We start from the raw sequence: 25,257 nt of genomic DNA, 5'->3' as shown, positions 1-25,257 counted from the left end.
GGCGTGTGGCGAGATTGAAGAATAACAACCAAGGAATGCACTGATGGCCAAAGGGCAAATGCTGCAGGAACCCTTCCTGAACGCGCTGCGTCGAGACCGTATTCCCGTTTCGATCTATCTGGTCAACGGCATCAAGTTGCAGGGGCAGATCGAGTCCTTCGATCAGTTCGTGGTCCTGTTGCGCAGCACGGTCTCGCAGATGGTGTACAAGCACGCGATCTCGACCATCGTCCCGTCCCGTCAGGTGCGCATGAATAACGAAGGTGAAGCGACCGCCACCGCTGAGGCGGAGGCGTGAGCAGCCAGTGATTATGCGCGGGAGGTTCATCCTTCTTGTTTGAGCGCCCCGACAGCGCCGGCGATCGCGCCGTGCTGGTGGCCCTGGCCATCGGCGAAAACCCCGACATCGAGGCCCAGGTCCAGGAATTCGACGAGCTGGTCCGTTCCGCCGGCGCGGATGTGCTCGAGCTCGTGCGGGGTTCAAGAGACCGCCCGCATCCGCGCCTGTTCGTGGGCGCCGGCAAGGCCGACGAGATTCGTGCCGCGGTCGAGGCCCACGGCGCCGATGTGGTCATCTTCAACCACGCCCTCTCGCCCAGTCAGGAACGCAACCTCGAACGGCACCTGCAATGCCGGGTGCTGGACCGTGCGGGGCTGATCCTCGACATCTTTGCCCAGCGCGCACGTTCGCACGAAGGCAAGCTGCAGGTCGAGCTGGCCCAGTTGCGGCACATGGCCACCCGGCTGGTGCGCGGCTGGACTCACCTGGAGCGCCAGAAGGGCGGCATTGGTCTGCGCGGGCCGGGGGAAACCCAGCTGGAAACCGACCGCCGCCTGCTGGCCGCGCGCATCAAGCACATCGAACGGCGTCTGGAGAAGGTCGAGCGCACCCGCGAGCAGGGCCGTCAGGCGCGCCTGCGCAACGAGATCCCGACCGTGTCCCTGGTGGGCTATACCAACGCCGGCAAGTCCACGCTGTTCAACCGCCTGACGCATTCGGATGTGTACGAGGCGGATCAGCTGTTCGCGACCCTGGATCCGACCCTGCGGCGGCTGGACCTGGCCCCGCACCAGTCGCTGATCCTGGCGGACACCGTCGGGTTCGTGCGTGACCTGCCACACGAACTGGTGGCGGCCTTCAAGGCGACGCTGACCGAGACCCGCGAGGCCGCGTTGCTGCTGCACGTGATCGACGCCGCCGACCCCGAGCGCGAGGCGCGCATCCGCCAGGTCGAGGCCGTGCTGGAGGAGATCGGTGCGCAGGATGTCCCCTGCTGGCGGGTCTACAACAAGATTGACCGGCTGGAATCGACTCCCGATGCGGACGCATCCCGTTTCGGCTCCAGCGATGACGTCTTCTGGGTGTCCGCATATACGGGCGAGGGCATTGTCACACTGGAAGAGCGCCTGGCCGAGACCTTTACCGAGTCGATGATGCGGGGCTGGGTAGAGCTTCCGGCCGCCGCCGGTCGCCTGCGGGCCCAGCTGTACGAGGAGAAGGCCGTGGAGGCGGAGCAGACCACCGCGGACGGTCAGATCCAGCTACGCCTGAGCCTGCCGCAGCGGCGTTTCCGGCAGCTGGTGAGTGATGCCGGTCTGAACCCGGAGCAGATCGAGATCGCGTTCGACGAGACCCCTTCGACCGCGGTGGGTCAGTAGGACTGCGGCCGGGGGGCTGTGAGCCGCGTGGGTGCAGCTCAGGTATCGCGGGCCCGTGCAAGGGCCTCGTCGTCGCCCTCGGCGACGTAGAGCGTCAGGGTCTCTCCTGCACGGATGCCGTCGCCGTTGAGCGAATTCCAGCGGCGCAGGTCGCTCACCGAGACCTGGAACTGGCGGGCGATGCTGGACAGGGAGTCCCCGGGCTGGATCTCGTAGGCCACGCTGCGGCCGTTATCCGACGAACTCCCCGCATCGGCCTGGGCGACCTGCAACGTATCGCCCGGACGCAGGATGGCATCGCGCTCCAGCTCGTTGGCCGCGCGCAGCTCGCTGATGGTCATGCCCGTGCGCTCGCTGATCGTCCACAGGCTGTCGCCTTCCTGGATTTCGTAGCTGTCGAGCTCGCCTGCCTCGGCGGCGGCCGCGACCTGGATCTCGGCGTCTTCCTGCCCGGTCACCGGCAGCTTCAGGGTCTGTCCGGCACGGATGTTGTCGCCATTGAGCTCGTTCATCTCGCGCAGCACGGCCACGCGAGTGCCGGCCCGCTGGGCAATGGAGCCAAGGTTGTCGCCGCTGGCCACTGTGTATTCCCGGAAGCGGATCAGCGGATCGTCACCGTGTTCGGCCAGCGCCACTTCCAGGGCCTCGGCCGCGTCGTGCGGAACGAACAGGTGCTGGGCACTGGACGGGTGGGTCGCGTGGCGCTGATAGCCCGGGTTCAGGCGCTTCAGGTCGTCCGCCTCGAGTCCGACCATCTCGGCGATCAGGGCGAGATCGGCCTGGCGGCCGGGTTCGATCCGCTCCAGGGCCGGCTCATTGGCGATCGGCGTGATCTGCGTCCCGTGTTCGTCGGGGTTCAGGAACAGCTCGCGCAGGGCCAGCAGGCGTGGCACATAGGCGGTCGCCTCGGCCGAGAGCTCCAGGCTCCAGTAGTCGGTGGGTTCCCCGCGTGCGGCGTTGCGCTCCATCGCTCGGGTCACGTTGCCCTGACCGAAGTTGTAGGCGGCCAGGGCCAGGTACCAGTCATCGAAGCGGTGATAAAGCGCCTCCAGGTAGTCCAGCGCAGCGAGGGTGGACTGGTAGACGTCGCGGCGGCCGTCGTACCAGTCGTCGCGTGCCAGGTCGAAATGGTCGCCGGTTGCGGGGATGAACTGCCAGATCCCGGCCGCGCGGCCGCTGGAGGTCGCCTCGGCGGCAAAGCCGCTTTCCACGATCGGCAGCAGCAGGAGCTCGGCCGGCATGTCGCGCTTCTCGATCTCGGAGAGTATGAAATAGGCGAATGGCTCGGCTCGTTCGGTCGATAGCTGGACGATGCGCGGGTTGTTGCGGTAGTGCTCGATGTACTGTTCCACCCGCTCGTGGCGCAGATCGTCCGTAAAGCCGAAGCCCAGGCGGGTGCGTTCCCAGAGGTCGTCGGTCTCCGCGGCCTGGTCGGCGGCCTCGCGCGCCTGGCGTTCCATGGCGGCCTGGACGTCGGCCTGGCTCGGCCCCTCCACGACGGGTTTGTCGACCTGGGAGGTATCCAGCGCGCGGTCGGAGTCGTGTAGGCTACAGGCTGAGGCCAGCAGGGTTGTCAGGCCCAGGGTTATGCCAAGCGGCAGTCGGGAGCGGGGTCGGATCATCATGGCGCTGAAGGATAAACCACACGCGGAATATCACCAAGACCCTTTTCTGCGCTGGCTTTCTCACTGGTACGAGAAGCCGCAGGGTCGGCGGGTGCGCGAGCGGCTTTTGCAACGCATTCGGCAACATGCGGCACCCGGCCCCGGAGAGGTGGCGATCGAGCTCTCACCGGTCCCGATGCTGGAGGAGTCCGATACCCTGGGGGGGCCGATCGTGCGCATGGACTCCTCGCGGCCCGGGCTATTGATGGAGCCGGAGTTCTGGCCGCTGGAATCGGACTGTGCGCGCCGCATCGTGCTGGCCCACCCCTGCGCCTACAGTGACCTTCCCGCCGCCGTGGTGGCGGAAGCGGCGCGTGTGCTGGAGCCGGAGGGTATGGTCTTCATGCTGGAGGGTAATCGCCTGCAACTGGGGGATCAGGGCGGAGTGCGGGTCTCGCCGCTGCCCGAGGGGCTCAGACGTCGACAGTACCGCGAGTTCGTGGAGTCGGCCGACCTGGAGGTGCTGGAGCAGTGGAGTCTCAGCCTGCTGCCGCCCGGTCTGTCCGAGACCTGGCAGCAACGGCTGGCCCCGGTGGACGCCTGGACCCGGCGGGGCCTGCCGCCACTGGCCAGCGTGATCCTTACGGTCGCGCACAAGCGGGTGGATCTGCCATTGCGTCCGGCTACGCAGTATCGCTTTGCCACTCCGGGCCCCCGCCTGCGGCCGGGGCTGGTATCCTCGCGCACCTCGAGCCGCAGCGAATCAAAGTCAGTCCATGGATGAAGAGCGTGTGTACATCTATACCGACGGCGCCTGTCGTGGCAACCCGGGCCCCGGCGGCTGGGGCGCGATCCTGCGCTATCGCGGGACCGAGCGCGAGCTGCACGGGGCGGAGGCCGAGACCACCAACAACCGGATGGAACTGACGGCCGCGATCCGCGCCCTGGAGACGCTCAAGCGCCCCTGCAAGGTGGAACTGGTCACGGATTCGAAGTACGTGAAGCAGGGCGTGACCGAATGGCTGCCCGGCTGGAAGCGTCGTAACTGGAAATCCGCCAGCGGTTCCCCGGTGAAGAACCGCGACCTGTGGGAGGCGCTGGACGCCCAGGCCGCGCGCCACGACATCGAGTGGTACTGGGTGCGCGGTCACAGCGGTCACCCGGAGAACGAGCGTGCCGACCAGCTGGCCAATGCGGGGATCGATGCCCTGCTCGCCGGCCAACCTATCGAGAACTGAGACCTTTAGCATGCGACAGATCGTGCTGGACACCGAGACCACCGGCCTGGAGCCGGCCGAGGGCCATCGCATCATCGAGATCGGCTGCCTGGAGCTGGACAACCGGCGTCCGACCGGACGCAAGCTGCACGAGTACCTGCAGCCGGACCGCGAGATCGATGCCGGGGCCATCGAGGTCCACGGGATCACCAACGAGTTCCTCGTTGACAAGCCGCGCTTTGCCGACATTGCCGGAGAGTTCATCGATTTCGTGCGCGGGGCCGAGCTGGTTATCCACAACGCGCCGTTCGATGTCGGTTTCATCAATCACGAGCTGCGGCTGCTGGGCGATGCCGCACCGGTAGCGGAGCTCGCACAGGCCTGTACCGTGCTCGATTCGCTGGTGATGGCGCGACGCATGCACCCGGGCACACGCAATTCACTGGACGCCTTGTGCAAGCGCTACGAGATCGATGCCTCCGGGCGCACGCTGCATGGCGCGCTGCTTGATGCCGAGTTGCTGGCGGATGTCTATCTGGCGATGACCGGGGGGCAGGTCGCCCTGGGGCTGGATGCCGGGGGCGAGGGCGGCATGGAGACCGGCGCCCCGGTGCGTGCGCAGCGCTCCGGCAAGCCCCTGCCGGTGATCGAGCCGGACGCCGACGAGCAGGCCGCGCACGAGGCCCTGCTGCGCACGCTGGACGAGGCCGCGGGCGGCGCCTGCCGCTGGCGTGCGACCACCTCCTGACGGCGGACGTCGCGGCGCGTCCGATCGCGGTCAGAAGATCAGGTTGATGACCATCAGCGAGACGACCATGAACAGCAAGGTCATCAGCGAGCCGGCGCGCAGGTAGTCGGCTACGCGGTAGCCGCCCGGGTCCATAATCAGGGCATTCACCTGGTGGGTGGGCAGCAGGAAGGAGTTGGATGCGGCAATCGCGACGATCAGCGCGAACACCCGCGGATCGGCGTCGATGCCCACGCCCTGGGCGACAGTGGCGAAGCTGGCCGCCAGCGGCACCAGCAGTACCGTGGCCCCCACGTTCGACATCACCAGCGTGAAGAAGGTGGCCAGCAGGAACACGGCGACCTGCAGGACCCAGACCGGCATCCCCTCCAGCTGCGCCATGCCGTTGGTCGCGATCCACTCGCCGGCGCCGGAGTTCTCCACCGCGAGCCCCAGCGGGATCAGCGAGGCCAGCAGAAACACCGTCTTCCAGCTGATGCCGCGGTAGGCCTCGTCCATCGCGATCACGCCGGTGAAGATCATCCCCAGCGCACCCCCCAGCAGGGCCAGTGCCAGTGGCAGGTCGGTGAACAGCACCAGCCCCAGGCCCAGCGCCAGCGAGCCGAGCGCGGCCAGCGGCCGATGGCTGGCGGGTGCTTCGCGGCGGCGGCGCGGGTAGCGGCTGGTGACCACGACGAAGTCGCGGTCGTCCTCCAGCGCCTGCAGGTTCTCCCACGGGGTATGCACGACCAGGGTGTCGCCGGCCTTGAGCGGGGTGTCCGGGACCTCGTCGACGATGCGGTCGTCCCCACGCTGGATGCGCAGGACCGAGATGCCGTAGGTCCGGCGCATCCCCTTGTCGCGCACGCTCTGGCCGATCAGGTCGGAGCCGGGGGGCACGATCACCTCGGCGATGCCGGCGTAGCGGGCGGACATCGCCCTGGCAAACACGTCGAGTTGGTCCTTGAGGATTGTCCCGGTGCTGTCGCAGGTCTTCTCGATGGTGGTGACCGGGCCCAGGATGGCCAGGTGGGCGCCGCGCTCCAGCTCGATGTCGCGGTTCGGCTCGATGCGCGTCTCGTCACCCGTGGTTACCCCCACCACATGCACCCCGAAGGCCGCCTCGAAATCGCCCACCCGCATCCCGACCAGCGAGCTCTCCTCGCCCAGGCGCGCCTCGCGCACGCCGAAGTCCATCCCGTAGACATCGCGGAACCAGGCCGAGGTGGTCTGCACCCGGCTCTCGTCCGGGTCCTCGTCGTGTGGTTCGCGGGCTGGCAGAACCCAGTGCCCGAGGATCGCAAAGTAGAGGATCAGGGTGGCCAGCAGCGCCAGCCCGATCGGGGTCACGTCGAACAGCCCGAAGTCGTCCAGGTGCCCGGGCATCAGGTCATTGAGCAGGATCAGGGGGCTGGAGGCGACCAGCGTCAGGGTGCCGCCGACGATCGCGGCAAAGCCCATCGGCATCAGCAGCCGCGAGCGCGGGATGCGCGCGGCCGCGCCGATGCGGTTGATCACCGGCATGAACAGAGCGGCGGCCCCGATGTTCTGCATGAAGCTGGTGACGATGCCCACGGCACCCGAGGTCGTGGCCATCACCCGGCGTTCGGTGTGCCCGCCAAAGCGCAGGATCAGGTCGGCCAGGCGGTTCATCACTCCGGAGCGGTCCAGGCCCGTGCCGATGATCATCACCGCGATGATCGCGATCACCGCGTTCGAGGCGAAGCCCGAGAACAGCTCGTCGCCCTCGACGATCGGCGCCACGCCCGGTACCAGCGCCACCATGCCGAGCAGGAACAGCACGCTCAGCGCCGCCAGGTCGATCCGGATGACCTCGGTGACGAACAGCAGGATCGTCAGCCCCAGCAGGCCGAACACGATCCCCATCTCCAGGGTAAAGGCGACCTCCTCCATCGTGGTCGCCCCGGGTTCAGTCGCGCAGGTGTTCGCGCAGGGCGTCGAGCAGGCCGTCCATCGGGAGGTGTTCGGCCTCGCTGGCGGTGCGCGCCTGATATTCGAGCTCGCCGGCATCAAGGCCGCGTTCGCCGATCACCAGGCGATGCGGGATGCCGATCAGCTCCATGTCGGCGAACATCACGCCGGGGCGCTGTTCGCGGTCATCCAGCAGGACCTGGAAGCCGGCGGCCTCCAGCTCGTCGTGCAGCTGCTCCGCGGCCTCGCGCACGCGCTGCGACTTCTTGGCGCCGATCGGGCACAGGGCGATGTCGAAGGGGGCGATCGCCGTGGGCCAGCAGATGCCACGCTCGTCGGAGTTCTGCTCGATCGCGGCGGCGACCACACGCGAGACGCCGATGCCGTAGCAGCCCATGGTCACGACCTGTTCGCGGCCGTCTTCGTCCAGCACGCGGGCGCCCAGTGCCTGCGAATACTTGTCGCCGAGCTGGAAGATATGGCCGACCTCGATACCGCGGCGGATCTCGATCGGGCCGGAGCCGTCCGGGGCCGGCTCGCCCTCGGTGATGTTGCGCAGATCGGCGCTCTCCGGCTGCGGCAGGTCGCGTTCCCAGTTCACGTGCTTCAGGTGGTGGCCGTCCTCGTTGGCCCCCACAACCATGTCGGCCATGCCCAGCACGGCCTGATCGGCCAGCACCGGGATCGGGCTGCCCACTGGCCCCAGGGAGCCGGGCTCGGCGCCGAAGGCGGCACGGATCTCGGCTGCCTCGGCCATGCGCAGCGGTTCGGCGACCCACGGGTGTTTCTCGGCCTTTACCGCATTGAGTTCGTGGTCGCCTCGCAGGACCAGCGCGACCAGATCGGCATCGATCGCGTCGGAGGCGGCGACGACCAGGGTCTTGACGGTCTGTGCGGCCGGGATGTCGAGGAAGTTCGCCAGGTCCTCGATGGTATGCACCCCGGGGGTGGCGATCTTCTCCATGTCACCGCTGGGGGGCGGGGCCTGGGCCGGCTGCGGGCACATGGCCAGCTCGACGTTGGCGGCATAGCCACCGGGGGAGAAGGCGATCGCGTCCTCGCCGGAGCTGGCGAGCACGTGGAATTCGTGCGAGGCGTTGCCGCCGATCGCGCCGGTGTCGGCCTCCACCGCGCGGAAGTCCAGGCCGCAGCGCTCGAAGATGCGGCAGTAGGCGTCGTGCATCTGCTGGTAGGTCTGCGCCAGCGACTCGGCATCCAGGTGGAAGGAGTAGGCATCCTTCATCAGGAACTCGCGCGCGCGCATCACGCCGAAGCGCGGGCGGCGCTCGTCGCGGAACTTGGTCTGGATCTGGTAGTAGTTGACCGGCAGCTGGCGGTAGCTGCGGATCTCGCGGCGCACCAGATCGGTGATGACCTCCTCGTGGGTCGGGCCGAAGCAGAAGTCGCGCTCGTGGCGATCCTTCAGGCGCAGCAGCTCGGCGCCGTAGAAGTCCCAGCGACCGGACTCCTGCCACAGCTCGGCTGGCTGCACGGCCGGCATCAGCACCTCCAGCGCGCCCGCGCGGTCCATCTCCTCGCGCACGATGTTCTCCACCCGGCGGAGCACGCGCAGCCCCAGCGGCAGCCAGGTGTACAGCCCGGCGGCCAGGCGGCGGACATAGCCGGCGCGCAGCATCAGCTGGTGGGAGACGATCTCGGCGTCGGCCGGGGTTTCCTTCAGGGTGTTCAGCGGGAATTGCGAGACGCGCATCGGGGCAGTGCCTTGTCGGGTTGAGGGGTGGAGTCGGGCCCGGCGGTGCCGGGCAGGATCAGAACGTGGTGCCGTTGGTGCCCCAGAAATGGCGCGGGGCGTCGGCGAATTCGATGTAGACGCGGGCCGGGTCCAGGCCCAGTTCGGCCTGCAGGGCGTCGCACAGCTTGCGCGACAGCTCGCGGGTCAGGCCTTCGGGCAGACCGATGCTCTTCAGCTCGCAGTAGGCGAGCGGGTCGCTGCTGCCGGCGAAGCACATCGCCGGGTTGTGCGTGCAGGCGACCATCACGTAGCCCTCGGGCTTGCCCAGCCAGTCGGCGACCTGCGCAGACAGGCGCTGGCACAGGCCCGCGGGATCGTCGGGCAGGACGGTGTTGGTCTCGACTCGCAGCAGCGGCATCTCGGTTCCCCTTCGGTTGGCTACGGCGCCACATGATACGGCCAGCGGACGGGCCGTGCAGTCCGGGGTGCGCTGCCTGACGATATAGCTATACTCACGGCAAGGTATTTCCGGGCGTCGGCGTTGCCGTCGGCGCACAATCGGCGTATAAATTAGAAAACGCTAATATATGTCGACCCCACTTTATCTCGACCCAAGGGGCTCGATAGCACGCAAGGAACGAAGCCGATGACACTCAAGTGGATGCGCCCGGCCCTCTGGGGCCTGTTGTTGTTGCCCTTCTCCGCCCAGGCGGATTTCCCGTTCGAGACCGCGACCGCAGAGCGTCAGACGCTCGCGCAGGAGCGCATTCTGGATGGCCGAGTCGAGGCCGTGCAGCGTTCCACGATCTCGGCGCAGACCTCCGGCCGGGTGCGCGAGATCTACGTCGACGTAGACGACTTCGTCGAGGCGGACGAGCTGCTGTTGCGCATTAGCGATTCCGAGCAGCAGGCGCGTGTGAGCCAGGCCGAGGGCGATCTGGCCGAAGCCCGTGCCCGCTTTGGCGAGGCACGCTCCGAGTTCAACCGCATCCAGGACGTATTCGAGCGGGGTGTGGTATCGCGTTCGGAATTCGAGCGCGCGGAGGCCGAGCTGGAATCGGCCCGGGCGCGTTTGCGCTCGGCCGAGGCCCGCGTCGAGGAGGCCCGCGAGCAGCTTGGTTACACCGAAGTGTTCGCGCCGTTTTCCGGAATCGTTACCGAGCGCCACGTGGAGTTCGGGGAGTCGGTCAGCCCCGGCTCGCCGCTGCTCTCGGGGATTAGCCTGGACCGTCTGCGCGTGGAGGTGGATATCCCGCAGCGCCTGATCCACGCGGTGCGCGAGCGCCGCGAGGCCGAGGTGCTGCTGAATGACGACCAGCGGCTCGCGGCCGAGAGCCTGACTATCTTCCCCTATGCCGATCCGGCGAGTTCCACCTTCCGTATCCGCGTGAACCTGCCGGAGCAGGAGGACCTGGGTCTGTTCCCCGGCATGTTCGTGAAGACGGCGTTCTTCCTGGACGAGGTCGAGCGCCTGACCGTCCCGCGCGATGCCGTCGTCTATCGCAGCGAGGTCACCGCTGTGTACGTGATCGACGACGAGGACCGGGTGCGTTTCCGTCAGGTCCGTGTCGGGCGCACGCACGACGGGTACATCGAGATCCTTGGAGGCCTGAGCGAGGGCGAGCGCGTGGCGCTGGACCCGGTGCATGCGGCGATCTACCTGAAGGAGCATCAGCAGGTGGGCGCCGATGAGTGATGCCAGCACGGACGCGGCATCCGGCCGCATGGGGATCTCCGGGCGCATCGCCCAGGCCTTCCTGACGACCCAGATCACGCCTCTGCTGGCCCTGCTGGGCCTGCTGCTGGGGCTGTTCGCGATCCTCGTGACCCCGCGCGAGGAAGAGCCGCAGATCAACGTGACCATGGCCGATGTGTTCATCCCGTTCCCCGGGGCGAGCGCCGAGGAGGTCGCGCAACTGGTGGCGACACCGGCCGAGCAGGTGCTCTCGGAGATCGAGGGCATCGACGACATCTATTCGACCTCGCGCCCGAACATGGCGCAGGTCACCATCCAGTTCGAGGTCGGCGAGGACCGCACCGCGGCGCTCGTGCGCCTGTACAACCAGGTGTTCTCCAACCAGGACTGGCTGCCCGAGGGCCTGGGGGTTGGCGAGCCGATCATCAAGCCGATGGGTATCGACGACGTGCCGATCGTCAACGTGACGCTGTGGACCGAGGATGAGGATCGCGGCGGTCATGACCTGCTGCGGGTGGCGCATGCGCTGGAATCCGAACTCAAGCGTGTCCCCGGCACCCGTGACATCTATACCGTCGGTGGTCCGGATCATGTGGTGCATGTGCGCTTCAAGCCGGAGACGCTGTCCGCCTACAACCTGTCGGTGGATGACCTGCGCGACAGCCTGCAGGCCTCGAACTTCTCGCGCGATGCCGGCCGGCTCTACCAGGACGACCAGGAGGTCCTGATCCAGGCCGGCGATTTCATCACCGAACCGGAGGCCTTTGCCGGCCTCGTGGTCGGCATGCACGACGACCGCCCGATCTACCTGTCCGATGTCGCCGAGGTGATCCAGGGCCCGGCGTATGCGACCGAGCATGTGCGCTTTGCCCATGGCGCAGCGGCCGGGGATCACGCGCGTGTCGGCGAGAGCCACCCGGCGGTTACCGTGGCGATCGCCAAGCAGCCGGGCACCAACGCCCCGGACATCGCCGATGCCCTGATCGAGCGGCTGGAGCAGCTGCGCGGCACCTATATCCCGGACGGTATCGAGACCACGATCACCCGCAACTACGGGGCGACCGCCGACGACAAGGCGAATACCCTGATTCAGAAGCTGATCCTCGCGACCGCCTCGGTGGTGATCCTGGTCTGGATCGCGCTGGGCTGGCGCGAGGCCTTCATCGTCGGCGTGGCGGTGGTGATTACGCTGGCGATCACGCTGTTTGCCTCCTGGGCCTACGGCTTCACGCTCAACCGCGTGTCCCTGTTTGCGCTGATCTTCTCCATCGGGATCCTGGTGGACGATGCGATCGTGGTGGTGGAGAACATCCACCGGCACATGGTCCAGGGGGGCAAGAAGTTCCTCGAGGCCATCCCCCATGCGGTCGACGAGGTCGGCGGGCCGACGATCCTGGCGACCTTCACCGTGATCGCGGCGCTGCTGCCGATGGCCTTCGTCACCGGCCTGATGGGGCCGTATATGAGCCCGATCCCGATCAATGCCTCGATGGGGATGATCATCTCGCTGGCGGTGGCCTATGTGGTCACGCCGTGGCTGACCTACAAGGTCCTGCGGCGTCAGGCCGAGCAGCACGAGCACGCGGCCCCGGCGGTTGGCGGTCATGGCCCGGAGGGCGAGAGCGCCTCCGCCGGGCTGATGAAGATCTTCAATACCCTGCTGTTGCCGTTCCTCGGGACCGGCGGGCGCAAGAAGGCCAACCGTCTCGCGCTGTGGGTCGGCACGCTGGTGCTGATCCTGGGCTCCGTCTCGCTGGCCTACTTCCAGCTGGTGGTGATGAAGATGCTGCCGTTCGACGACAAGTCGGAGTTCCAGGTGGTGCTGGACATGCCGGAGGGGACCAGCCTGGAGCGCACCTCGATGGTGCTGTCCGAGATGGCCGACTACCTGAAGACCGTGCCGGAGGTCGACAACGTGCAGACCTATGCGGGCACGGCCGCGCCGATCAACTTCAACGGCCTGGTGCGGCAGTACTACCTGCGCGAGGGCAGCCATGTCGGGGACATCCAGGTGAACCTGACCCACGAGTCCGAGCGCTCGCGCAAGAGCCACGACATCGCCCTCGGCGTGCGCGAGGCGATTAACGCGATCGCCGACCGCCACGAGGCGGCGGTGAAGGTGGTCGAGGTCCCGCCGGGGCCGCCGGTGATGTCGCCGATCGTGGCCGAGATCTACGGCCCGGACTATGCGGGCCAGATCGAGGTCGCCAAAAAGGTGCGCGAGGTATTCGAGAACACCGAGGGCATCACCGACATCGACGACTCGGTGGAATACCCGGGGCCGAAGAAGATCCTGCAGGTGGATCGCGAACGGGCCGCGCGCCTGGGCGTGTCGCAGCAGGCGGTGGTCAAGGCCATCGAGACCGCGTTGTCCGGCGAGGACGTGACCTACCTCTATGGCTCCAACGTGAAGTACGCGGTGCCCGTGCGGCTCGAGTTCGAGCAGGCCGAGAAGGGCAGCCTGGACCCGGTGCTGGGGCTCAAGGTGCGCTCGCGCGACGGCACCCTGGTGCCGCTGTCCGAGGTCGTCAACGTGGTGGACTCGACCCTCGAGCACTCGATCCACCACAAGAACCTGCTGCCGGTAGTGTACGTGATGGGCGACCTGGCCGGCGGGCTGGACAGCCCGCTGTACGGCATGTTCGACATGTTCTTCGGCCTGCGCGACACGCCGATGGCCTACGGCGAGCCGCTGGAGCAGCTGTTCATCAGCCAGCCGGACAACCCGTACAACTTTTCGCTGAAGTGGGACGGCGAGTGGCAGGTGACCTACGAGACCTTCCGCGACATGGGCATCGCCTACTCGGTGGGCCTGATCCTGATCTACCTGCTGGTGGTGGCGCAGTTCCGCTCCTACATGGTGCCGCTGATCATCATGGCGCCGATCCCGCTGACCGTGATCGGGGTGATGCCGGGGCATGCGTTCATGGATGCGTTCTTTATGGACGCCAAGTTCACCGCGACCTCGATGATCGGGATGATCGCGCTGGCCGGGATCATCGTGCGCAACTCGATCCTGCTGGTGGACTTCATCAACGAGGAGATCCGCCGCGGCGTGGAGGTGATCGAGGCGGTGGTGCACGCGGGTGCGGTGCGCGCCAAGCCGATCATCCTGACCGGGCTGGCGGCGATGGTCGGCGCCGGGTTCATCCTCGACGACCCGATCTTCTCCGGCCTGGCGATCTCGCTGATCTTCGGCGTGTTCGTCTCCACCCTGCTGACGCTGGTGATCATCCCGGTGCTGTACTACCTGTACGTGCGCAACCGGGTCGAGCTCATCCGCGCCCAGGCGGCGTAGGTGTCACCCGGCATTGCGCCTGCGGGCGCAATGCCGGAGCACGGGTCCGGCGTTTTCGCTGCCGGCGTGCGAGCCGCTACAATCGTCGCCTTGACCGAACCGGAGTTACCCGATGGATGTCGAGATGGGAGAAGAGGGCCTGAATGTCCTCGGGATCAGCCGCGAGCAGTGTGCAACATTGGTCGAGGCGCTTAAGGCCAGCGAGGACCAGCGGTTCATGGACGACCCGGAACTACGCAAGCTGTTCAAGCTGCTGGCCGTGCTGCAGAGCGAACTGTGGGACGACATGACCGCCGGACAGTTCGACTTCGCCCCCTACAAGAAGCAGTAGCGACTCGCGCGCTGTTCCCTCAGGAGCCTGGAATGTCCGACAACGGATCCCGCCGTCCCTCGAACTTCGTGATCGGCAATATCTTCCTCGGCGCGGCCGCGCTGATGCTGTTCTTCTTTGTCACCCTGTGGGAATACCTCGGGGTGATCGCGCTGGTGCTGTGGATGGCGCTGGCCGCGATCGGTGTCTACTTCATCGTCAAGGACAAGGACATCAATCCCGGCGGTCCGCCGAACTGACCGCGCTGCGCGGGAGACGCGTTACAGGAACAGGATGGCTACGATGGTCACGGCCGCGATCACCGCGACGGCGTCCGCCGTCAGCGCCGCGGCCAGGGTGTGGCGTACGCGCTTGACGCCGATCGCGCCGAAGTACACGGCGAGCACGTAGAAGGTCGTCTCGGTCGAGCCCTGCAGGGTGGAGACCAGGATGCCGACATGGGTGTCCGGGCCGGTGGCCGGGTCCTGCATGATGCCGGCCATGATGCCGTAGGCGCCGGAGCCGGACAGCGGACGCAGCAGGGCCATCGGCAGGGCCTCGGCCGGCAGGCCGAACGGGGTCGTCAGTGGCCCGACCAGCCCGACGAACATGCCTAGAGCGCCGCTCTCGCGCAGCATCCCCACCGCGACCAGGATCGCCACCAGATAGGGGATGATGCGCAGGGCCACGTTGAAGCCCTCCTTGGCCCCCTCGACGAAGACCTCGTAGACCGGCACCCCGCGGATCACCCCGTAGGACAGGAACCCCACTACCAGCCCGGGGATGATCCAGGGGGCGATTGCCTGGCCGTACACGATCGTCAGCGGGATGATCGCCAGCACCCCCAGCAGGACCAGGATCGAGACCCAGGCCGGGTAGCCCTCGGTGGGGACCTCGATGTTCATCGGCTGCTGATCGGGTTGGGCGCTGTCCTGCTCGCGATTCTCGGCCTTCGCCGGTTCGGTGCTGTCCTGGCTCGCTTCCCGGATCGTGTCTTCCAGTTCGTCGGAGCCGGCGGAGGCATCCGCGTCGATCGAGCGGGTGGGGGCCGGACTGCGGAAATAGCGCTGCAGGATCAGGGCACTGGTGATGCCGGCGATGGTCGCGAACAGGGTGGCGAACAGCGTGGTCGGCAGGATCGCCGCCGGGGCCTCGGAACCCAGCGAGGCACGCAGCGCGATCACCCCGGTGGGCAGCAGCGTAATGCTGGAGGTGTTGATCGCCAGGAACAGCGCCATCGCATTGGTCGCGGTGCCCGGGTGCGGGTTCAGCTTCTCCAGCTCCTGCATCGCGCGGATGCCGAACGGGGTCGCGGCGTTGCCCAGCCCCAGGATGTTGGCGGAGAAGTTCAGGATCATCGCGCCCATCGCCGGGTGCTCCGGCGGGACCGACGGGAACAGGCGGGTCATCAGCGGGCGCAGCAGGCGGGCGAGGACGGTCAGCAGGCCGCCGGCCTCGGCGATCTTCATCAGCCCGAGGAACAGCGCCATTACCCCGACTAGCCCGAGCGCCAGTTCGACTGCCGAGCCGGCGGCGTCGATCGCGCCCTCGGACAGGGCCTGCATTGGCTGTTCGTCGGGGTCGGTGGACTGGAACTCGCGGATCGCGGCCGTGGCCACGGCGATCACGATCAGCGCGAGAAAGATCAGATTCATGCGGCGCCCGCCCCTGGCCGCGCGCGCATCAGCGGTTCTCCCCGCGCGATACCCCGCGCAGCACGGCGTCCATCGCGCGCGCCGGCAGCAGCCACTTGAGGAAGGCGAACAGCTTGGTCGGGAAGGTGATGCGGTAGCGCACCCGCGGGCGGCGGGCCTCCAGGGCATGCATCACGCAGCGGGTGACGGCCTCCGGGCCGAGGGTGAACGGGGCATCGGACTCGGCATTGGCCATGCGCGCCTCGGCCGCGCGGTAGGTCTCGGCCCAGGGGCTGTGCTCGCGGTGGATGTGGCGGCGGAAGGCCTTCAGGGCGTTGGCGCGGAAGGCACTGCGGATCGGGCCGGGCTCGACCAGGCTCACATGGATGCCCGTGCCGTGCAGCTCCTGGCGCAGGGTGTCGCTCATGCCCTCGATCGCGAACTTGGACGTCACATAGGCCCCGCGCAGGCGCAGGGCGGCAAAGCCCAGCACCGAGGAGTTCTGGATGATGCGGCCCTCCCCGGCACGGCGCATCGCGGGCAGTACCGCATTGGTCAGCTCCAGCCAGCCGAGTAGGTTGGTCTCGAGCTGGGCGCGCAGGGTGGCGCGCGAGAGGTCCTCCACCGCGCCGGGCTGGCCATAGGCGCCGTTGTTGAACAGGCCGTAGAGATGGCCGTCGGTGCGGTGCAGGATCTCGGTGACCGCGCTGTGGATGCTGGCGGAGTCGTCCAGATCCAGCTGCAGGGCCTCGAAGCCCTCCTTCTTCAGGCGCGCAACATCCTCGCCGCGACGGGCGGTAGGGAACACGCGGTAGCCGCGTTCGCGCAGCGCACGGGCGGCGTGCAGCCCGATCCCGCTGGAGCAGCCGGTAATCAGGACGGCACGGGGCTGGGCCTCGCTCACCGGTCGCGGCTCAGTAGGTCAGGGTGGCCACGTCGTCCTCGACCACCTCGCCGATAAAGGCGCCCCCGCCGCGCATGCCGTCCAGTTCGGGGATCGCGTTGTCCAGGGTCAGGCCGTTTTCGTCCATCGCGCCGGCGCAGGCGTAGAAGCGGCAGCCGGCCTCGTGGGCATCCTGCATGAAGCTGTAGACCGATTTCTCCTGCGCCTCGCCGGGGTAGATCTTGTCCGCCACGCCCTGGCGCAGCAGGCGCGTGGTGCCGGCGGCAAAGTACATCTCGACTTCCAGATCCATCGCGGCGGCGACGGTCGCCTGGAAGAACGGGGCCCCCAGCGTGCCGGGGCGGTCCAGGTCCAGGTTCAGCAGCATGATCACGATCTTTTCGGCCATGACGGGTCCTTGCGGGCAGTACGTTCGGGTATGGGGCGAATGATCGGCGCTGCGGCCTCGCGGCGCAAACACGGATTGCCACCGGGGAAAGCCTTTTATTCCCGTGAAACGCCCGCATAATACGCCTCGAACCGTTTTGTTGCGGCCGTTGTCGCGGACGCGAAGCCTGAGGAATAGACGCATGCCCATTTACGAGTATCAGTGCAAGGACTGTGGCGAGATTTCCGAGATCCTGCAGAAGATCTCCGATCCGCCGGCCACCACCTGTCCCGAATGTGGCGCCGAGGCCCTGACCAAGCAGGTCTCTGCCGCCGGCTTTCGTCTGGCGGGGGGCGGCTGGTACGAGACCGACTTCAAGAAGGACGGCAAGCGCAATCTGAAGGATGGCGGCGGGGCCGGCAAGGGTGATTCCGCGGCGTCCGGCAAGTCCGAAGCAACCCCCACGGCGGCGGCGACCGGCACCTGATCGATGCTGGTCTCCCTGCGCCGCTACCTGATTGCAGGGCTGCTGGTCTGGCTGCCGCTGATCGTCACCGGCTTCGTCATCAAGCTGCTGGTCGACCTGCTGGACTTCACCATCCTCCTCCTGCCGCCGGCCTGGCGGCCGGAGGCCTTGCTCGGCTTCTCGATCCCCGGTGCCGGGATCGTGGTCGCGATCGTGGTTGTGTTCGTCACCGGCGTGATCGTGGCCAATATTGTCGGGCGCAAGCTGGTCTCGGTGGGCGAATCCATCGTGCACCGCATCCCGCTGGTCAGCTCGATCTACGGGGCGGTGAAGAAGGTCACCGAGACGGTGCTGACCGATGGCGGCCAGGCCTTTCGCAAGGTCGTGATGATCGAGTACCCGCGTCGCGGGCTGTGGTCGGTCGGTTTCATGACCGGCGTTGGTTACGGCGAGGTGCAGGAGCGTACCGAGCGCGAGGTGATTACCGTGTTCGTCCCCACCACCCCCAACCCTACCTCCGGCTTTGTGCTGCTGGTTCCGCGCGAGGAGGCGGTCGAGCTCGACATGACGGTGGAGGACGGGCTCAAGTTCGTGATGTCCATGGGTGTGGTCACGCCGCTGTCGAGCCCGTCCGAGGCGCCGGCTCCGGTTGCGCGAGAGCAGGGCAAATCGTAAGATTTCCGGCCTTTTCGCGGGCGCAGGCGCGACGTTTGCCCCGTTTTCCCGACTAACCGTGCAGGCCCTTGCGGGCGTGCCCTTCGGCTGGAACAGCGCAATGCGAACTCATCTGTGTGGACGTGTCACCGAGAACGAACTCGACTCGGAGGTGACCCTTTGCGGCTGGGTGAATCGCCGGCGTGACCACGGGGGCGTGATATTCGTCGACCTGCGCGACCACACGGGGCGGGTGCAGGTGGTGTTCGACCCCGACCGCGAGGACGTCTTCGCCCGCGCCGAGCAGCTGCGTAGCGAGTTCGTGATCCGCATGACCGGCCGCGTGCGCCGCCGCCCCGAGGGCACCGAGAACCCCGACCTGTCCACCGGCGCGGTGGAGATCCTGGGTCTGGAGCTGGAGGTCCTGAACGCCGCCAAGACCCCGCCGTTCCCCCTGGACGACGAGGACGTTGGCGAGGACACCCGCCTGCGCTATCGCTACGTGGACCTGCGCCGCCCGGTTATGCAGGAGCGCCTGCGGCTGCGCGCGAAGGTCTCCGCGGCCATGCGCCGCTTCCTCGAGGAGCGCGACTTCCTCGACCTCGAAACCCCGATGCTGACCAAGGCCACGCCGGAGGGCGCACGCGACTACCTGGTGCCCAGCCGTACGCATCCGGGCAGCTTCTTTGCCCTGCCGCAGTCGCCGCAGCTGTTCAAGCAGCTGCTGATGATGTCCGGCATGGACCGCTACTACCAGATCACCCGCTGCTTCCGCGACGAGGACCTGCGCGCCGATCGCCAGCCGGAGTTCACCCAGCTGGATATGGAGATGGCCTTTGTCGACGAGGCCGACGTGATGGACGTGACCGAGGGCCTGATCCGCCACCTGTTCCGCGAGGTGCAGGGTGTCGAGTTGCCCGATCCGTTCCCGCGCATGGCCTACGCCGAGGCGATGGCCCGCTTCGGGTCGGACAAGCCCGATTTGCGCATCCCGCTGGAGTTCACCGAGCTGACCGAGGTGATGCAGGCGGTGGAGTTCAAGGTGTTCAACGGCCCGGCGAACGACCCCGAGGGCCGCGTGGCCGCGCTGCGCGTGCCGGGCGGGGCGAAACTGACGCGCAAGGAGATTGACGTCTACACCGAGTACGTCGGTCGCTACGGCGCGAAGGGCCTGGCCTACATCAAGGTCAACGACCCGGCGGACCTCGAGGGCGGGCTGCAGTCGCCGATCCTGAAGTTCCTGCCGGAGGACGTGACCCGGCAGATCCTGGACAAGACCGCGGCCGCCGCCGGCGACCTGATCTTCTTCGGCGCGGACAAGGCCTCGGTGGTCAACGAGGCCATCGGTGCGCTGCGCGTGAAGATCGGCCACGACCTGGACATGGTCGAGGCGGGCTGGCAGCCACTGTGGATCGTCGACTTCCCGATGTTCGAGTACGACGACGGGGACAAGCGTCTGTACGCCCTGCATCACCCGTTCACCGCCCCGGCGGTGGACCGCCCGGACGATCTGCGCAACAACCCGCGCGAGGCCCTGTCCCGCGCCTATGACATGGTCCTCAACGGCACCGAGGTCGGTGGTGGCTCCATCCGTATCCACAACCCCGAGATGCAGTGGGCCGCATTCGAGGCCCTGGGCATTGGCGAGGACGAGGCGCGCGAGAAGTTCGGCTTCCTGCTGGATGCGCTGGAATTCGGCGCCCCGCCGCATGGCGGCCTGGCCTTCGGTCTGGACCGTCTGGTGATGCTGATGAGCGGCGCACACTCCATCCGCGACGTGATGGCCTTCCCCAAGACCCAGACGGCGGCCTGCCTGCTCACCGATGCCCCGGCGCCGGTCGGCGAGAAACAGCTGCGGGAGCTGGGTATCCGTCTGCGCGCCAGTGCGGCCCAGCAGGCGGGGTAGGGCAGGCGCCGGTCGCTCGCCATGACCGGTATGCACGCCAGTGTCGTCACAGTCCATGGCTGGCACATGCCGGGCCTGGAGATGGCCCTGCTGGAAAGGCGGCTCCGCGCGGCCGGCCTGAACGTCCATCGTTTTCATTACGCCTCGCGCCGGCAGACGCCGGAACAGGCCGCGCGCGCCCTGGCCGCGTTCCTCGAGGAAGTCCCCGGAGACCTGGTCCATCTGGTCGCCCACAGCCTCGGCGGCATCATCGTGCGTCATCTGTTTACCGTCGCCCCGGTCCAGCGGCCCGGCCGCATCGTGATGCTGGGCTCGCCGCTGGCCGGTAGCCGGGTGGCCGCGCGCCTGGCTCGGAACCGGCTCGGCCGCTGGTGGCTGGGGGCGGCGCTGGACCGGGGGCTGCTGGGCGGCAGCCCCGTCCTGCGCGGGCGCGAAATCGGGATGATTGCCGGCAGCCGTGCGCTTGGGCCGGCACCGCTGTTCGCGCACATGCCGCCCCCGCACGATGGTTTCGTTGCCGTCGACGAGACGCGCGGCCCGGATGTCACGCGCCACCTGACGCTGCCGATCTCGCATACGGGAATGCTGTTCGATACCACGGTGGCCCGCGAGACGTTGCACTTTCTCGACTGCGGCGACTTCCTTCCCTGAGCGAATCCGCTCAGCCTCTCCCTCGGTCAACGCCCCGTCGGGTCTCCAGCAGGCCTTCGATCTGACGCCGCCATTGCGGTTCCACCTGTTGGGTGTCCCAGTAGCCGACATCGGGCACGGGCGGGCGCTGGCCGGTCAGCCATGCGCCCAGGCGGGCAGCCAGTGCCCCGGTGTCACCGCAGGGGTAGCGGCAGCTGTCCGGGTACTGCTCGGGGTATACCAGGGCGTCGGGCACCAGCGGCAATACCCCGGCGCGGGTGGCCTCCAGTAGCGACAGACCCTGGAACTCGTGGCGGGCCGTGCTGACCACGATCCCCGCCCGGCAAAGCCAGTATTCGTATTCCTCGCGCGAGCATCGGGCGTCCACTGCGATGCGGTCCGCCAGATGGGTGCGGAGTCGAGCGAGGGCATCCGGGACCCTGGCGGGCCGAGGGCCGAGCAGTGCCAGCCGGAAATCGACCCCCTCGCCGGCCAGTTGCAGCGTGGCCTCCGCGAAGTCTTCGGGGGCCTTGTCGTATTCCCAGCGGTGGTTCCACAGGATCAGGTTGGGATCGCGCTCCACGCGGCCCCGGGTCGCGATGGCCTTGATCGGTACGGGAAGGATCTCGCTGTTCCCGCCGAGCGTCGTGCGCAGTCCCGGGGGCACCTGGTCCGGCATGCGCGCGAGCAGGGCGTCGACGCCATCGAGGAAGGAATCACGGTTGTAGCAAGAGTTGAACGCGATGCGGTCGGCGGCGAGGGCGCCGTAGAGCTGTACCATCTGCGGGTCCACGGAGCGGGTCTGGCGGGGGCTTGTGGGGTAGGCGAACTGGTTCTCGTGGAAGTAGTACAGCGCGGGCGTTTGCGCGAGCGCCGGGTGCAGGCCGCGCAGTGTAGCGAGGTCGACCATCGAGGTCGCGATGATGGCATCGGGGCGGGCATCGCGGAGGGTCTCGAGCCAGGAGAGCGGGTTGCCCCGGATGCGCCAGCGAAAGTGGCGGCCGGGCAGCTCGAGGCGCCCCCAGTCGAACGCGGGAAACTGCCGGGTCAGCCAGTCGGCCCAGGCGGCATGGCTGTCCGCGCGGTAGGCGGACAGCAGCAGGATGCGGGGTGCGGATCTCACACCTTACGGGGCGTGATCCGGCGGGAACTCCGGCGAGGGGCGGTGCAGGTGGTAGCCCTGGACCATGTCGACGCCCAGTTCGGCCAGCATCGCGAGGGTGGCGGCGTCCTCCACGCACTCGGCCACGGTCCATTTATCCAGGCCGCGACCGACATCGACCATCGCACGGATGAATGCCTGGTTGTCACGATTGTGCGGCAGATCGCGCACGAACATGCCGTCGATCTTGAGCACCTGGACGCCCAGGTACTTGAGGTAGGCAAAGGTGGAAAACCCGGAGCCAAAGTCATCCAGGCATACGAGGCAGCCGGTGTGCTGCAGGGCCTCGATAAAGCGCTGGGCATCCTGCATCTCGGATACCGCCGCCGTCTCGGTGAGTTCGATGATCAGGCGCTGTGGATCAACCTGCTGTTGGCTCAATTCGCGTTCGATGTACTGCGGCAGCCCAGGTTCGTCGAAGCTGCGCCCGGAGATGTTGATCGCGATTCCCGGGAGCTCGGGGTGGGCGGCCAGGCGCGCGATGCTTTCGCGGATCACCCAGCGGTCGATGTCCAGGATCTGCCCCGTCTTTTCGGCCACGGGAATGAACTGTCCCGGCATCACCACCTCGTCGGGTGCGAGCGGATCGCGCATGCGCACCAGGGCCTCCATGTGATTGAGTGCCCCGCTGTCCAGGTGGTAGATCCCCTGGAAGTGCAGTTCGAACTGCCCCTTCTCCAGGGCATTGTCGATGCGCTGGCTCCAGCTCATGCGTTCCAGCATGCGCTCGGCGGTGTTGCGGGTCGGATCGAATACGGCCCAGGTGTTCTTGCCCGCATCCTTGGCCTGATACATCGCGGCATCGGCATGTGCCACCAGGTCCTCGACATTGTCACCGTGCTCGGGATAGTAGGCGATCCCGATGCTCGCGGTCAGGCGGTAGTTCTGACCACGGAAACGGAACGGGATTGCGGAAATCGTGCGTGCCACGCGTTCGGCCAGTGCCTCCGGTTCGCGTTCGGATGCGTGGTCGATCAGGATGGCGAACTCGTCGCCGCCGAGGCGGGCCAGAATCTCCTCGCTGCGTACCAGGCTGGCAATCTCCCCGGCTGCACGTACGAGTACCGTGTCCCCCGCTCGGTGGCCGAAGGTGTCGTTGATGGTCTTGAACTCGTCCAGGTCGAAGTAGATCAGCGCGAGGTGGGTCCCGCGACGGCGGGCGGTCTGGATCGCCCGTTCCAGCTGACGCTGGAAACGGTGGCGGTTGTACAGGCCGGTCAGCGGGTCGTGCTCGGCCAGGTAGACCAGCTGCTGGGCCGTCTGGCGTTCGTGGGTGACGTCTTCGTACAGCCAGAGCCGGCCAATGGAACGCTCGTCGGTGTCGTGTACCGGATAGGACAGCTGGGTCAGTATGCGGCCGTCGTAGAGGTCCACTTCGAAACGTTCGCTGATCTCGTGGGTGTCGAGTACGTGCAGCACATGGCGCGAGGCGTGGTCGGGCCGGGCGAAGCGATGGGTGGAGTGCTCCAGCACGGCCCGCGAGGGTTGTCCGACGAGTTCGATTTCGTCGGAGATCGCCCACATGCGCCGAAAGGCCGGGTTTACGTACTCGATGCGCCCTTCGCGGTCCTCGAACAGGATGCCGATACTCATGGCCGAAAGCAGCGACGCCATGCGGCCTTGCTCGCGCCGCGTGAGTTCCAGCAGACGCGCCTGTTCGTCGCGCGAGGCCTCGAGGTCTGCCAGCGCCTCCAGCAGTGCGGTTTCGTTACGCTTGCGCTGGGTGATGTCGTGGACGATCGCGACATAGCGCGGACGCTCGCCCTTGGGCGCGACCAGCTGCAGCGAGATGTGCACGGGTACCTCGTGGCCGGCCGCATGCTGGTGCGTGGTCTCGAACAGCAACTGGTCACGCTCGCCCCGGCGCAAGGGTTCCAGCAGGCTGCGAAAGCGGGTCTCCGGGAATTCCGGCTTGATGTCGTAGGGGTGCAGTTGCAGCAGTTCCTCGCGGCTGCGCCCGGTCTGGTCCATCGCACCCTGGTTTACATAGATGAACTGCAGGTTGTCCACATCGAACAGGAAGACGCCGTCCAGCGTCAGGTCCAGCGTGCTGCGGAAGGCCTCGAGCTCGTCGCTGCGGCGTTCGAGCTCGCGGGAGGTGGTGACCAGTTCGTTTGCGTCGAAGACATGGCCCTGCAGGTAGGCAAGGCGCCCGTGTGCATCGTAGATGCCGGCACCACGTTCGAATACCCAGCGCACGGCCCCGTCTCGACTGACGGCGCGGTACTGGATCTGGTAGGTGCCGTCGCGTCCAAGCCCTTCCTGCACGCCCTGCCAGACGTGGTCGGTGTCTTCCGGGTGGACCCAGGCCGCGAAGGTGATGTCACCACGGTAGAAGTCGCGGGCGTCGTAACCGGTCAATTCGCGGACGCCGCCATCGACGAAGATCACGTCCCACTGCGGGTTGTTGCGGCAGCGATAGACGAAGCCATTGACCGTCTCCAGTACCCGCAGCAGGTCATCGCTGTGCTGCGCACCGATGCTGCGGGTCAGGCTGATCAGTGCCAGGGCAAAGAGCACCGCGGCTGCCGTACGAAGCACCTGGATGGGCACCCCGGTGGCGGACAGGAAATCCCCCTGGGCGGGCAGCCAGGCAGGGAGTCCAAAATCGACCTGTGCCGGGAAGGGCAGGAACGCAGCATAGGCGAGAAACGCGATGGCGGCGATGCCCAGCGCCGGGACATGCCGCTGCACCCCGGGTTGTGATCCCGGGTAGCGAAAGTGCAGCAGGAAGGCGAATCCCGCAAGGGCTGCTCCGGGGAACCCGATCAGATAGCGGGCGCCGTTGGCGAGTGCCAGCGCCGGTTCACTGGCGGCCAGGAACACCGCGCCCAGACCGACGGCTACGGGTCCGTATACGGCCCAGCCCGGTAGATGCAGGTTGGGGCGGACATCCAGCAGTGCGCGGCGGCCGAACTCCAGCAGGGGCAGATAGGCGATCGCCAACCAGGCTGCCATGAACCAGCGATCGGCGAGAATGCCGTATGCATGGTGCAGCCCGATGGCATTGAGGAAGCCGTAGGCCCCGTGCAGCAGGCCGAAGGGCACCAGCCATCCGGCATGAGCGGTGAAGGGCAGAAAGCGTTCGCGGCGCGGCAGCATCAGCGCCACGATGCCGAGGGTGAAAAAGGCGAGCCCGTTGAGTGCGTACAGCAGCGTTAGCTGGGCGGTGTCCAGAGCCATTGGCTAGCGAGAGGCCCTGATTGCAGTGGTGTCTGGAACGACCGGTGCGGTTGATAGCCGACGGGGATTGGACACGCAGAAGTCCTTGTACGGGCGGTTCATCGTCCGATAACGTCCAGCCAGGGGAGAAGTTGAGTAATTCCGGCCCAAGACTGGCCTGTTTGTGACCCGGTGCGCAAGTTTGTGGGCCAGCCGGGGTGCCAGAAGCGTGAACA

At 67.2% G+C, this 25,257-nt stretch carries 22 protein-coding genes; 13 read left to right on the top strand and 9 right to left on the bottom strand.

Features of this window, described 5'->3' with window-relative positions:
* The first annotated feature begins 43 nt into the window (after positions 1 to 43).
* The gene (gene hfq / locus G372_RS0104825) at positions 44 to 298 is read left to right on the top strand and encodes an RNA chaperone Hfq (protein WP_018865287.1); all 255 of its coding nucleotides are present in this window, start codon (positions 44 to 46) and stop codon (positions 296 to 298) included.
* A gap of 35 nt (positions 299 to 333) precedes the next feature.
* Positions 334 to 1,659 (top strand): ribosome rescue GTPase HflX, encoded by a 1,326-nt coding sequence (gene hflX / locus G372_RS0104820; RefSeq protein WP_019623701.1) that lies wholly within the window; start codon positions 334 to 336, stop codon positions 1,657 to 1,659.
* A 38-nt stretch (positions 1,660 to 1,697) separates the two neighbouring features.
* Here the strand turns inward: hflX and G372_RS0104815 are convergent, their stop codons facing one another.
* Complete coding sequence (locus G372_RS0104815) at positions 1,698 to 3,284, bottom strand: LysM peptidoglycan-binding domain-containing protein (RefSeq protein ID WP_018865289.1); 1,587 nt, start codon at positions 3,282 to 3,284, stop codon at positions 1,698 to 1,700.
* Between G372_RS0104815 and G372_RS0104810 the strand changes: the two genes are divergently transcribed.
* Genes G372_RS0104810 through dnaQ form a run of 3 tightly spaced genes read left to right on the top strand, consistent with a single transcriptional unit; the run spans position 3,283 to position 5,228 of the window.
* On the top strand, positions 3,283 to 4,047 hold the full coding sequence (locus G372_RS0104810) for a hypothetical protein (protein ID WP_020008834.1): 765 nt from the start codon (positions 3,283 to 3,285) through the stop codon (positions 4,045 to 4,047). The two genes, G372_RS0104815 and G372_RS0104810, sit on opposite strands and share 2 nt — an antisense overlap.
* Entirely contained in the window at positions 4,040 to 4,501 is a 462-nt protein-coding gene (rnhA, locus tag G372_RS0104805) for a ribonuclease HI (protein ID WP_018865291.1), read from the top strand. Before G372_RS0104810 ends, rnhA begins: the two co-directional genes overlap by 8 nt.
* Positions 4,502 to 4,511: 10 nt before the next feature.
* Complete coding sequence (gene dnaQ / locus G372_RS0104800; RefSeq protein WP_018865292.1) at positions 4,512 to 5,228, top strand: DNA polymerase III subunit epsilon; 717 nt, start codon at positions 4,512 to 4,514, stop codon at positions 5,226 to 5,228.
* 30 nt (positions 5,229 to 5,258) lie between these two features.
* On the opposite strand, the gene G372_RS0104795 is transcribed toward dnaQ, so the two are convergent.
* Genes G372_RS0104795 through G372_RS0104785 form a run of 3 tightly spaced genes read right to left on the bottom strand, consistent with a single transcriptional unit; the run spans position 5,259 to position 9,250 of the window.
* Complete coding sequence (locus G372_RS0104795) at positions 5,259 to 7,121, bottom strand: SLC13 family permease (protein ID WP_018865293.1); 1,863 nt, start codon at positions 7,119 to 7,121, stop codon at positions 5,259 to 5,261.
* Positions 7,122 to 7,137: 16 nt separating this feature from the next.
* Positions 7,138 to 8,850: a proline--tRNA ligase gene (locus G372_RS0104790; protein WP_019623700.1), complete on the bottom strand. Its 1,713-nt coding sequence runs from the start codon at positions 8,848 to 8,850 to the stop codon at positions 7,138 to 7,140.
* Between the two features lie 58 nt (positions 8,851 to 8,908).
* Positions 8,909 to 9,250, bottom strand: a complete 342-nt coding sequence (locus tag G372_RS0104785) for a phenylpyruvate tautomerase MIF-related protein (protein ID WP_018865295.1) — start codon at positions 9,248 to 9,250, stop codon at positions 8,909 to 8,911.
* A 228-nt stretch (positions 9,251 to 9,478) separates the two neighbouring features.
* On the opposite strand from G372_RS0104785, the gene G372_RS0104780 reads away from it, so the two are divergent.
* The 4 genes from G372_RS0104780 (at position 9,479) to G372_RS0104765 (ending at position 14,396) form a co-directional block, all read left to right on the top strand.
* Positions 9,479 to 10,528 (top strand): efflux RND transporter periplasmic adaptor subunit, encoded by a 1,050-nt coding sequence (locus tag G372_RS0104780; RefSeq protein ID WP_018865296.1) that lies wholly within the window; start codon positions 9,479 to 9,481, stop codon positions 10,526 to 10,528.
* Positions 10,521 to 13,826 (top strand): efflux RND transporter permease subunit, encoded by a 3,306-nt coding sequence (locus G372_RS0104775; RefSeq protein WP_019623699.1) that lies wholly within the window; start codon positions 10,521 to 10,523, stop codon positions 13,824 to 13,826. The genes G372_RS0104780 and G372_RS0104775 overlap by 8 nt, the downstream gene beginning before the upstream one ends.
* A gap of 112 nt (positions 13,827 to 13,938) precedes the next feature.
* Complete coding sequence (locus G372_RS0104770; protein WP_019623698.1) at positions 13,939 to 14,157, top strand: hypothetical protein; 219 nt, start codon at positions 13,939 to 13,941, stop codon at positions 14,155 to 14,157.
* 32 nt (positions 14,158 to 14,189) lie between these two features.
* The gene (locus G372_RS0104765; protein WP_019623697.1) at positions 14,190 to 14,396 is read left to right on the top strand and encodes a hypothetical protein; all 207 of its coding nucleotides are present in this window, start codon (positions 14,190 to 14,192) and stop codon (positions 14,394 to 14,396) included.
* 21 nt (positions 14,397 to 14,417) lie between these two features.
* Here G372_RS0104765 and G372_RS0104760 read toward each other — a convergent pair whose 3' ends face one another.
* From G372_RS0104760 to G372_RS0104750, 3 genes are read right to left on the bottom strand one after another with little or no spacing between them, the layout of a single operon-like run.
* Positions 14,418 to 15,791: a nucleoside recognition domain-containing protein gene (locus G372_RS0104760; RefSeq protein WP_018865300.1), complete on the bottom strand. Its 1,374-nt coding sequence runs from the start codon at positions 15,789 to 15,791 to the stop codon at positions 14,418 to 14,420.
* A 28-nt stretch (positions 15,792 to 15,819) separates the two neighbouring features.
* Positions 15,820 to 16,674 (bottom strand): SDR family oxidoreductase, encoded by an 855-nt coding sequence (locus tag G372_RS0104755; RefSeq protein WP_019623696.1) that lies wholly within the window; start codon positions 16,672 to 16,674, stop codon positions 15,820 to 15,822.
* A 10-nt stretch (positions 16,675 to 16,684) separates the two neighbouring features.
* Complete coding sequence (locus tag G372_RS0104750) at positions 16,685 to 17,062, bottom strand: DsrE family protein (RefSeq protein WP_018865302.1); 378 nt, start codon at positions 17,060 to 17,062, stop codon at positions 16,685 to 16,687.
* A 181-nt stretch (positions 17,063 to 17,243) separates the two neighbouring features.
* Here G372_RS0104750 and G372_RS0104745 point away from each other — a divergent pair, with 181 nt between their 5' ends.
* From G372_RS0104745 to G372_RS0104730, 4 genes are all read left to right on the top strand, one after another.
* A complete protein-coding gene (locus G372_RS0104745) occupies positions 17,244 to 17,528 on the top strand; it encodes an FmdB family zinc ribbon protein (RefSeq protein ID WP_018865303.1) in 285 nt (94 codons plus the stop codon).
* A 3-nt stretch (positions 17,529 to 17,531) separates the two neighbouring features.
* Positions 17,532 to 18,182, top strand: coding sequence for a DUF502 domain-containing protein (locus tag G372_RS0104740; RefSeq protein WP_019623695.1), 651 nt, complete (start codon positions 17,532 to 17,534; stop codon positions 18,180 to 18,182).
* Between the two features lie 100 nt (positions 18,183 to 18,282).
* The gene (aspS, locus tag G372_RS0104735; RefSeq protein WP_019623694.1) at positions 18,283 to 20,067 is read left to right on the top strand and encodes an aspartate--tRNA ligase; all 1,785 of its coding nucleotides are present in this window, start codon (positions 18,283 to 18,285) and stop codon (positions 20,065 to 20,067) included.
* Between the two features lie 21 nt (positions 20,068 to 20,088).
* Positions 20,089 to 20,718 (top strand): esterase/lipase family protein, encoded by a 630-nt coding sequence (locus tag G372_RS0104730; protein ID WP_019623693.1) that lies wholly within the window; start codon positions 20,089 to 20,091, stop codon positions 20,716 to 20,718.
* Positions 20,719 to 20,728: 10 nt separating this feature from the next.
* Here the strand turns inward: G372_RS0104730 and G372_RS0104725 are convergent, their stop codons facing one another.
* Together G372_RS0104725 and G372_RS0104720 are read right to left on the bottom strand one after the other, a co-directional pair.
* Positions 20,729 to 21,820, bottom strand: a complete 1,092-nt coding sequence (locus G372_RS0104725; RefSeq protein ID WP_019623692.1) for a tRNA-queuosine alpha-mannosyltransferase domain-containing protein — start codon at positions 21,818 to 21,820, stop codon at positions 20,729 to 20,731.
* A gap of 3 nt (positions 21,821 to 21,823) precedes the next feature.
* Positions 21,824 to 25,042: a sensor domain-containing protein gene (locus G372_RS0104720; RefSeq protein ID WP_019623691.1), complete on the bottom strand. Its 3,219-nt coding sequence runs from the start codon at positions 25,040 to 25,042 to the stop codon at positions 21,824 to 21,826.
* Positions 25,043 to 25,257 lie beyond the last annotated feature (215 nt).

This window comes from Thioalkalivibrio thiocyanoxidans ARh2, assembly GCF_000385215.1.
GTDB classification, from domain to species: domain Bacteria; phylum Pseudomonadota; class Gammaproteobacteria; order Ectothiorhodospirales; family Ectothiorhodospiraceae; genus Thioalkalivibrio; species Thioalkalivibrio thiocyanoxidans.
The sequence above is the reverse complement of the archived record's forward strand: the minus strand, read 5'-3'. Positions and strand labels throughout refer to the sequence as shown.

What these genes read in the sequence shown, in the direction of transcription:
- aspS (WP_019623694.1), top strand. Translation starts at nt 18,283, where the DNA reads ATGCGAACTCATCTGTGTGGACGTGTCACCGAGAACGAACTCGACTCG.
- G372_RS0104780 (WP_018865296.1), top strand. Translation starts at nt 9,479, where the DNA reads ATGACACTCAAGTGGATGCGCCCGGCCCTCTGGGGCCTGTTGTTGTTG.
- G372_RS0104790 (WP_019623700.1), bottom strand. Translation starts at nt 8,850, where the DNA reads ATGCGCGTCTCGCAATTCCCGCTGAACACCCTGAAGGAAACCCCGGCC.
- G372_RS0104775 (WP_019623699.1), top strand. Translation starts at nt 10,521, where the DNA reads ATGAGTGATGCCAGCACGGACGCGGCATCCGGCCGCATGGGGATCTCC.
- G372_RS0104750 (WP_018865302.1), bottom strand. Translation starts at nt 17,062, where the DNA reads ATGGCCGAAAAGATCGTGATCATGCTGCTGAACCTGGACCTGGACCGC.
- G372_RS0104785 (WP_018865295.1), bottom strand. Translation starts at nt 9,250, where the DNA reads ATGCCGCTGCTGCGAGTCGAGACCAACACCGTCCTGCCCGACGATCCC.
- G372_RS0104740 (WP_019623695.1), top strand. Translation starts at nt 17,532, where the DNA reads ATGCTGGTCTCCCTGCGCCGCTACCTGATTGCAGGGCTGCTGGTCTGG.
- rnhA (WP_018865291.1), top strand. Translation starts at nt 4,040, where the DNA reads ATGGATGAAGAGCGTGTGTACATCTATACCGACGGCGCCTGTCGTGGC.
- G372_RS0104720 (WP_019623691.1), bottom strand. Translation starts at nt 25,042, where the DNA reads ATGGCTCTGGACACCGCCCAGCTAACGCTGCTGTACGCACTCAACGGG.
- G372_RS0104770 (WP_019623698.1), top strand. Translation starts at nt 13,939, where the DNA reads ATGGATGTCGAGATGGGAGAAGAGGGCCTGAATGTCCTCGGGATCAGC.
- G372_RS0104745 (WP_018865303.1), top strand. Translation starts at nt 17,244, where the DNA reads ATGCCCATTTACGAGTATCAGTGCAAGGACTGTGGCGAGATTTCCGAG.
- G372_RS0104815 (WP_018865289.1), bottom strand. Translation starts at nt 3,284, where the DNA reads ATGATGATCCGACCCCGCTCCCGACTGCCGCTTGGCATAACCCTGGGC.
- hfq (WP_018865287.1), top strand. Translation starts at nt 44, where the DNA reads ATGGCCAAAGGGCAAATGCTGCAGGAACCCTTCCTGAACGCGCTGCGT.
- G372_RS0104810 (WP_020008834.1), top strand. Translation starts at nt 3,283, where the DNA reads ATGGCGCTGAAGGATAAACCACACGCGGAATATCACCAAGACCCTTTT.
- G372_RS0104795 (WP_018865293.1), bottom strand. Translation starts at nt 7,121, where the DNA reads ATGGAGGAGGTCGCCTTTACCCTGGAGATGGGGATCGTGTTCGGCCTG.
- dnaQ (WP_018865292.1), top strand. Translation starts at nt 4,512, where the DNA reads ATGCGACAGATCGTGCTGGACACCGAGACCACCGGCCTGGAGCCGGCC.
- G372_RS0104765 (WP_019623697.1), top strand. Translation starts at nt 14,190, where the DNA reads ATGTCCGACAACGGATCCCGCCGTCCCTCGAACTTCGTGATCGGCAAT.
- G372_RS0104730 (WP_019623693.1), top strand. Translation starts at nt 20,089, where the DNA reads ATGACCGGTATGCACGCCAGTGTCGTCACAGTCCATGGCTGGCACATG.
- G372_RS0104760 (WP_018865300.1), bottom strand. Translation starts at nt 15,791, where the DNA reads ATGAATCTGATCTTTCTCGCGCTGATCGTGATCGCCGTGGCCACGGCC.